3 protein-coding genes and 2 pseudogenes are annotated in these 7,597 nt (G+C 55.7%); 4 read left to right on the top strand and 1 reads right to left on the bottom strand.

Annotated features, from left to right (window positions below):
- Nucleotides 1-80 precede the first annotated feature (80 nt).
- The 3 genes and pseudogenes from AX755_RS17865 to AX755_RS17855 all read left to right on the top strand — a co-directional run.
- A pseudogene (locus AX755_RS17865) lies at nt 81-2,078 on the top strand (Tn3 family transposase); the annotation flags it as partial.
- A gap of 17 nt (nt 2,079-2,095) precedes the next feature.
- Nucleotides 2,096-3,187, top strand: a complete 1,092-nt coding sequence (locus tag AX755_RS17860) for a restriction endonuclease subunit S (RefSeq protein WP_197474128.1) — start codon at nt 2,096-2,098, stop codon at nt 3,185-3,187.
- Nucleotides 3,174-6,245 carry a type I restriction endonuclease subunit R gene (locus tag AX755_RS17855; RefSeq protein WP_032676776.1) on the top strand — a complete coding sequence of 1,024 codons (3,072 nt, stop codon included), beginning with the start codon at nt 3,174-3,176 and terminating at the stop codon, nt 6,243-6,245. Before AX755_RS17860 ends, AX755_RS17855 begins: the two co-directional genes overlap by 14 nt.
- A 63-nt stretch (nt 6,246-6,308) precedes the next feature.
- Here the strand turns inward: AX755_RS17855 and AX755_RS17850 are convergent.
- Nucleotides 6,309-6,797: pseudogene (locus tag AX755_RS17850) on the bottom strand (integrase core domain-containing protein); the annotation flags it as partial.
- Between the two features lie 272 nt (nt 6,798-7,069).
- Between AX755_RS17850 and AX755_RS17845 the strand changes: the two are divergent.
- Complete coding sequence (locus tag AX755_RS17845; RefSeq protein ID WP_176483641.1) at nt 7,070-7,525, top strand: hypothetical protein; 456 nt, start codon at nt 7,070-7,072, stop codon at nt 7,523-7,525.
- Nucleotides 7,526-7,597 lie beyond the last annotated feature (72 nt).

The raw sequence follows: 7,597 nt of genomic DNA, 5'->3' as shown, positions 1-7,597 counted from the left end.
GGCCTTTGAATGGGTTCATGTGCAGCTCCATCAGCAAAAGGGGATGATAAGTTTATCACCACCGACTATTTGCAACAGTGCCCACGTTATTACTTGATGAGAACACCGATGAAGCAGCTCTGCGGCAGGCTATTTTTCGCCGCATACCAAAGGACAAACTGGCTGAATCCGTCGGCAAGGTAAATGAGCTGGCGCGCCCGCAAGATACTCAGTTTCAGGATGAAATGGTGGAACAATATGGACGGGTGAAGCGTTTCCTGTCCGCGATGTTGCGTGACTTACACTTTCAGGCCGCCCCGGCCGGGGAGCTCACGTTGTCAGCAATCCATTATCTGGCCGAACTGAGTGGCTCAAAAAAGCGAATTCTCGACGATGCACCAGAGCAAATCATTTCCGGCCCATGGAAACGTCTGGTCTACGACAGAGATGGTAGGATTCTACGAGCGGGTTACTCGCTGTGTCTTCTCGAGCGCCTTCAAGATTCTTTGCGCCGTCGTGATCTCTGGCTGGAGAACAGTGATCGGTGGGGGGACCCGCGTCAAAAATTGCTTCAGGGAGCTGAATGGCAGGCACAACGCATCCCGGTATGTCGGGCGCTGGGTCATCCATCAGACGGAACTAAAGCAGCAGAACAACTGGCTACGCGGCTTGATGACACATGGAAATCAGTGGCTTCACGTTTTGCCTGCAACGCAGCGGTCAGCATAAGCAATGAAGGTAAGCATCCCTCACTGACGATTAGCAGTCTGGATAAACTGGATGAGCCACCGGCACTGATACAATTGAATCGTCGGGTAAGAGAATTGATCCCTCCGGTTGATCTGACGGAGCTGTTGCTTGAAATAGATGCCCGAACCGGTTTTACCCGCGAATTCAGCCACGTCAGTGAATCAGGTGCTCGGGCGCAGGATCTCCAGGTCAGTCTGTGCGCAACACTGCTGGCAGAAGCCTGCAATATAGGGCATGAACCCCTGATAAAGCATAATATTCCCGCGCTTACTCGCCATCGTCTGAGCTGGGTTAAACAAAATTATCTCAGGGCAGAAACGCTGGTCACCGCTAATGCACGGCTGGTTGATTTTCAGTCCACGCTGCCGCTCGCGGGGTACTGGGGAGGTGGTGAGGTTGCCTCCGCAGATGGTATGCGTTTTGTCACACCGGTTAAAACGGTTAATTCCGGACCAAATCGTAAATACTTTGGTTCAGGACGCGGTATCACCTGGTACAACTTCGTCTCCGATCAATACTCCGGTTTCCATGGCATTGTAGTTCCCGGGACGCTTCGTGATTCCATCTTTGTACTGGAAGGGCTTCTGGAGCAGCAGACCGGGCTGAATCCGGTAGAAATTATGACGGACACGGCAGGATCCAGCGATATCATTTTTGGCCTGTTCTGGTTACTGGGCTACCAGTTTTCCCCTCGTCTGGCCGATGCAGGCGGGGCGATATTCTGGCGGGCAGATAAAACGGCACATTATGGTGCCCTGAATGAGCTGGCCCGGGGATGTGTTGAACTGTCAAAAATAGAATCCCAATGGGATGAAATGATGCGAATGGCGGGCTCACTGAAGCTTGGGACCATCCATGCATCAGAGCTTATTCGTTCACTGTTGAGAAGTAGCCGACCATCTGGTCTGGCTCAGGCGATTATGGAAGTGGGCCGGGTCAACAAGACGTTGTATCTTCTCAACTATATCGATGATGAGGATTACCGGCGTCGGATCCTCACTCAGCTCAACCGGGGAGAAGGACGCCATGCAGTGGCTCGAGCCATTTGCTACGGACAACGTGGTGAGATTAGAAAACGCTACCGTGAAGGGCAGGAAGATCAACTCGGTGCTCTGGGTCTGGTGACCAATGCGGTTGTGCTGTGGAATACACTTTACATGCAGGAGGCGTTGTCACATCTTCGCAAATCGGGGGAAACACCTGAAGAGGAGCATCTGGCAAGATTATCGCCGCTGATACATGGCCATATAAATATGCTGGGACATTATACGTTTTCGTTACCGGAAGATATTCTGAAGGGCGAGTTAAGACCATTAAATTTGAATACAAACAATGAATTAACCTCTTAGCGTGGTTTTTTACATCATTGGACCTCGAACCCCTGTATCGCCCGCATCACGCCGATAGCTTCAATCCGGCGTATCTCGACTACCTGTTGCGCACCCGCGCCTACGTGGCCGAATACATCGGACGCTCGACCGGCATCCGATCCTCGCGCCTGCGCCTGTACCCGAATCAGTTCCTCGACATTGCGCTGATCCAGCCCCCGCGCCCTGAGCAGGACCAAATCGTCGCTTACCTGCGCGCTCAGGATGCGCACATGGCCCGCTTCATCAAGACCAAGCGCGATCTGATCAAGCTGCTCACCGAACAGAAGCTGCGAATTATCGACCACGCTGTCACGCGCGGCCTTGATTCATCGGTGGCTCTGAAGCCGTCCGGCATCGAATGGCTGGGTGAGGTACCGGAGCACTGGGAAGTGCAAAGGCTGAAGAACGTGGCCAACGTGGTCTTGGGCAAGATGCTGACCACGGAAGCCAAGGCTGGCGATGGGGATTTCAAGCCCTACCTGCGCTCCACGAATGTGCAGTGGATTAAGCCCGATGTGCGCGACGTAAAGGAAATGTGGGTAGCCAAAGCTGAGATGGCGCAGCTCCGCGTCCGCAAGGGTGACTTGCTGGTCAGCGAAGGCGGAGAAGTTGGTCGGGCCTGCATGTGGAACGATGAACTGCCGGAGTGCTACATCCAGAACTCTGTGCATCGGGTTGCGGCCAAGCCGATGATGCTGCCGGAATTCCTGTTTCACCAGTTTTTCACCTATGGCAAGCGTGGCCGTTTCAATGCCATCGTGAACCGCGTCAGCATCGCGCACCTGACGCGCGAAAAGCTCGTGACGATTCCGTTCACCGTCCCTCCCATCGAAGAACAAAAAGCCATCTGCCGGTGGATCAGCGACGAATGCCAGCCGCTGGACGACGCCATCGCCCGTACCGAAGAAGAAATCAAGCTGATCCGCGAATACCGCGACCGCCTGATTGCCGATGTGGTCACAGGCCAAGTGGACGTGCGGGGCTGGCAGCCCGGCCCGGACGACGTGGTGGACGACACGGCGCTGGCTGCGCTCGGCGATGACCCAGATGATGTGACCGAGGAGGAGGATGGCGATGGCGAAAACTGACACCAGTGAGCGCTGGTTCGAGGCGCGCGTGGTACGCAGCTTGACCGGTGTGCCGCAGCCCGAGTACAGCCATGAGCTGGCTCCCACGGACTTCGCCGCCACCCACAACGGCTACGTGCAGGGCAAGCCCACTGACTACAACCGCGACGTGGCGCTGGATGTGACACAGCTGCTCGCCTTCTTGCAATCCACCCAGCCCAAGGCAGTAGACACGCTGGAACTGGCGGCGGACGGCATCAAGCGCACTCAGTTCCTGCACCGGTTGCAAGGTGAGATCACCAAGCGCGGTGTGGTGGATGTGCTTCGCAAGGGGGTTAGCCACGGCCCCGTACACGTCGATCTCTACAAGCTGCTACCCACGCCGGGCAACGCAGCAGCAGCAGACGCCTTCGGCAAGAACATCTTCAGCGTTACCCGACAGGTACGCTACAGCAACGAATCCGGCAACGAGTTAGACTTGGCCATCTTCATCAACGGTCTGCCGGTGCTGACTTTCGAGTTGAAGAACTCGCTGACCAAGCAGACCCTGGCCGACGCCATCGTCCAGTACCAGACCACGCGCAGCCCGCAGGAGCTGCTGTTCCAGTTGGGGCGTTGTGTGGCGCACATTGCAGTGGATGATGTGGAGGCTGCGTTCTGTACCGAGCTGAAGGGCAAGGCCTCGTGGTTCCTGCCATTTAACCAGGGCTGGAACAGCGGCGCTGGCAACCCACCCAATCCGGATGGTCTGAAGACTGATTACCTATGGAAGCAGGTGCTGACTCGCGAGTCGCTGGCCAACATCATCGAGAGCTACGCGCAGGTGGTAGAAGAGGAAGAAGTGGACGCTGGCGGCAAGAAACGCAAGAAGCGCAAGCAGATCTTCCCACGCTTCCATCAGTTGCGCACGGTGCGAGCCCTTCTGCGCCGCGCCCATGCGGATGGGGTGGGTAATCGTTACCTAATCCAGCATTCGGCAGGAAGCGGCAAGAGCAACACCATTGCCTGGCTGGCGCACCAGTTGGTGGAGCTGCGCCGCAAGGACGATCCGCTGACGGTGCAGTTCGACTCCATCATCGTCATCACCGACCGGCGTGCGTTGGACACACAGATCGCCCGCACCATCAAGGGTTATGACCATGTGGCGGCGATCTTCGGCCACTCCGACAACGCGCAGGAGCTGCGCGAGTATCTGCGCCGGGGCAAGAAGATCATCGTCACCACGGTGCAGAAATTCCCGTTCATCCTCGATGAGCTGGGCGACCTCTCAGGCAAGAGCTTCGCGCTGTTGATCGACGAGGCGCATTCCAGCCAAGGCGGCAAGACCACGGCGCGGATGCACGAAGCCCTCGGCGGCAAGGTTGCTGCGGAGGAGTTCGAGGAGGACAGCACGCAGGATGCAGTCAACGCGGAAATCGAGAAGCGTATTGCCTCGCGCAAACTGTTGGCCAACGCCAGCTACTTCGCGTTCACTGCCACACCTAAGAACAAGACGTTGGAGTTGTTCGGCGAGAAGACCCTGGTCGGTGACAAGGTGCAGTCCCGCTCGCCCGAAGAACTGACCTACACCACCAAGCAGGCGATCCAGGAGAAGTTCATCCTCGACGTGGTGGAGAACTACACCACCTACGACAGCTTCTATCAAGTGGCTAAGACAGTGGCGGACGATCCGGAGTTCGATAAGGTGAAGGCGCTGAAGAAGATCCGCCACTACGTCGAGTCGCACGACAAGGCCATCCGCCGCAAGGCCGAGATCATGGTCGATCACTTCATCGCACAGGTTGTGGGTAAGCAGAAAATTGGCGGCAAAGCGCGGGCCATGATCGTGTGCAACGGCGTTGAGCGGGCCATCGACTACTGGCGCGAGGTGTCGGATTACCTCACACAGATCAAGAGCCCGTACAAAGCTATCGTGGCATATTCGGGTGATTTCGAGATTGGTGGTCAGAAGAAGACCGAGGCCGATCTCAATGGGTTTCCAAGTAAGGACATTCCGGCAAATCTCAAGCAAGACCCGTATCGCTTCCTCATCGTTGCTAACAAGTTTGTCACCGGCTTCGATGAGCCCTTGCTGCACACTATGTATGTGGACAAGCCACTGGCGGGCGTTCTGGCGGTGCAGACCCTGTCACGTCTGAACCGGGCTCATCCGCAAAAGCACGACACTTTCGTGCTCGACTTTGCTGACAACGCCGAGGCGGTGAAGGCAGCGTTCCAGGACTATTATCGCGCTACCATCCAGACTGGAGAAACCGACGCCAACAAACTGCACGACCTAAAGGCTGAACTCGACGGGCAGCAGGTGTATAGCTGGCAACAGGTGGAAGAATTGGTGACCTTGTACTTGAGTGGCGAAGACAGGGACAAACTCGACCCCATCCTCGATGTGTGCGTGGCCGAATACACCGACAAGCTCGGCGAGGACGATCAGGTCAAGTTTAAGGGTAAAGCCAAGGCCTTCGTGCGCAGCTACGGCTTTCTTGCTGCGATTCTGAGCTACGGCCACCCGACGTGGGAGAAGCTCTCGATCTTCCTGAATTTCCTCATCCCCAAGCTGCCAGCACCCAAAGAGGAAGATCTCTCCAGAGGGGTGCTGGAGACTATCGACATGGACAGCTACAGGGTGGAGGCCAAAGCGGCGCTGAAGATGGCAATGGCCGACGCCGACGCCACGGTCGAGCCAGTGCCGCCGGGCGGCGGTGGCGGCAAGGGCGAGGCAGACATCGACAAACTTTCCGCGATCATCAAGACCTTCAACGACCTGTTCGGCAACATCGAGTGGAAGGACGAGGACAAAATCCGCAAGGTCCTCACCGAGGAAATCCCTGCGCGAGTAGCGCAGGACAAGGCTTACCAGAATGCGCAGGCGAACTCCGACAAGCAGAACGCCAAGTTGGAGCACGACAAGGCGCTCAACCGCGTGGTGCTTGAGCTGCTTTCCGACCACACCGAGTTGTTCAAGCAGTTCAGCGACAACTCCAACTTCAAGCGCTGGCTGACGGACACAGTGTTCGATGCGACCTACCAGCGGGGCGCGGTGCCGCCGAAAGCACCGCCGCAGACTGGGGCGTCGGCATGAGAAGGTGCTGGTGCGGGAGGGTGCGATGATCTTGCCCCTCCATTTCCGGACAGCTTTTGTATCTTAAGTTAACGATGCCCGCTGCCGCCGGTATTCCCTCGGAGAGTGGTATCCCAGCGCACTATGCGGGTGGTTTTCATTATAGTGATTGAACGCCGCTGCAAGGCTCTGTAGCGCTGTTCTCACATCCGGTTTGGGCATGAACGCGATGTAATCTTCCTTCATCGTTTTCACGAACCGTTCAGCCATACCATTGCTCTGTGGGCTGCTCACCGCTGTTGTGCAGGGCTCCAGATTCAGCTCTACGGCGAACCTCCGCGTTTCATACGCCGTATACGCTGAACCGTTGTCCGTCAGCCACTGCACCGGTGTGTCCGGTAACCTGTCACCGAAGCGCTTTTCCACCGACCTCAGCATCACATCCTGCACCGTCGAACTGTCGTAGCCTCCCGTGCTCGCTGCCCAGTCTATGGCCTCTCTGTCACAGCAGTCCAGCGAGAACGTGACCCGCAGTTTTTCACCGTTGTCGCAGTTGAACTCGAAGCCGTCTGAACGGGGTCAGTTTGGATATAGAGAATTATTGTACGGTAAGCCTGTTTTTTGAACAGACTTACCTATAGCAATAGGGTGTACTCCCGCGCTATACGGCATTTTCAGAGGTTTGACCTTAATCGGATAACCTAAATGCGATACTGCAAGAGCGACAACTTAAAAGCGATAGCCACTGACGCAAAATCAACCCCTTACGAACCAAGATTGGTTAAATAATGCGCTTAACGTACAAAAATTTCCGATCTCCAAACTGACCCCTTGATGGCATACGAATGAAAAACGGGTATGCCCTGATGTCGGCTAATACGGTGCAGGCTATTAGCCGTTATATTGCATCGCTGGATGAGCAAATGCGGGACAGGCTCAGACAGGAGTTACGCATCGGATTGCACTCAGATACTGAAGTCACTATACCAGGAGTACCTGAAGATCAGTTTGTGTCTCAGGCTCTCTGCTCTGCCTTACCTGTCGCGTATAACTCATCTCCCCGGGAAGACTGGGCTCCTTTTGCATCGCTGGTACTGGAAGCCAGTTACGAAGCAACGTTGCTGGCAGGTGTTCTGAACTACCGGCTTACAGGCAATCCGAGAGTATATGTGACTATGGTCGGAGGCGGAGCATTTGGTAATGAAACTGGCTGGATAATTTCTGCTCTCAGGCGTGCCTTATATCTGGTCAGCCATCATAATCTGGAGGTGATGTTTGTAAGCTACCGACGGCTTTGTTGAATAAATCAGATTTCGGGTAAGTCTCCCCCGTAGCGGGTTGTGTTTTCAGGCAATACGCACGCTTTCAGGCAT

Source organism: Enterobacter sp. SENG-6 (genome assembly GCF_001605945.1).
Lineage (GTDB): Bacteria > Pseudomonadota > Gammaproteobacteria > Enterobacterales > Enterobacteriaceae > Enterobacter > Enterobacter cloacae.
The sequence above is the reverse complement of the archived record's forward strand: the minus strand, read 5'-3'. Positions and strand labels throughout refer to the sequence as shown.

Bases quoted from the DNA above. Each gene is read 5' to 3' on its own strand.
- AX755_RS17855 (WP_032676776.1), top strand. From the start codon at position 3,174: ATGGCGAAAACTGACACCAGTGAGCGCTGGTTCGAGGCGCGCGTGGTA.
- AX755_RS17845 (WP_176483641.1), top strand. From the start codon at position 7,070: ATGAAAAACGGGTATGCCCTGATGTCGGCTAATACGGTGCAGGCTATT.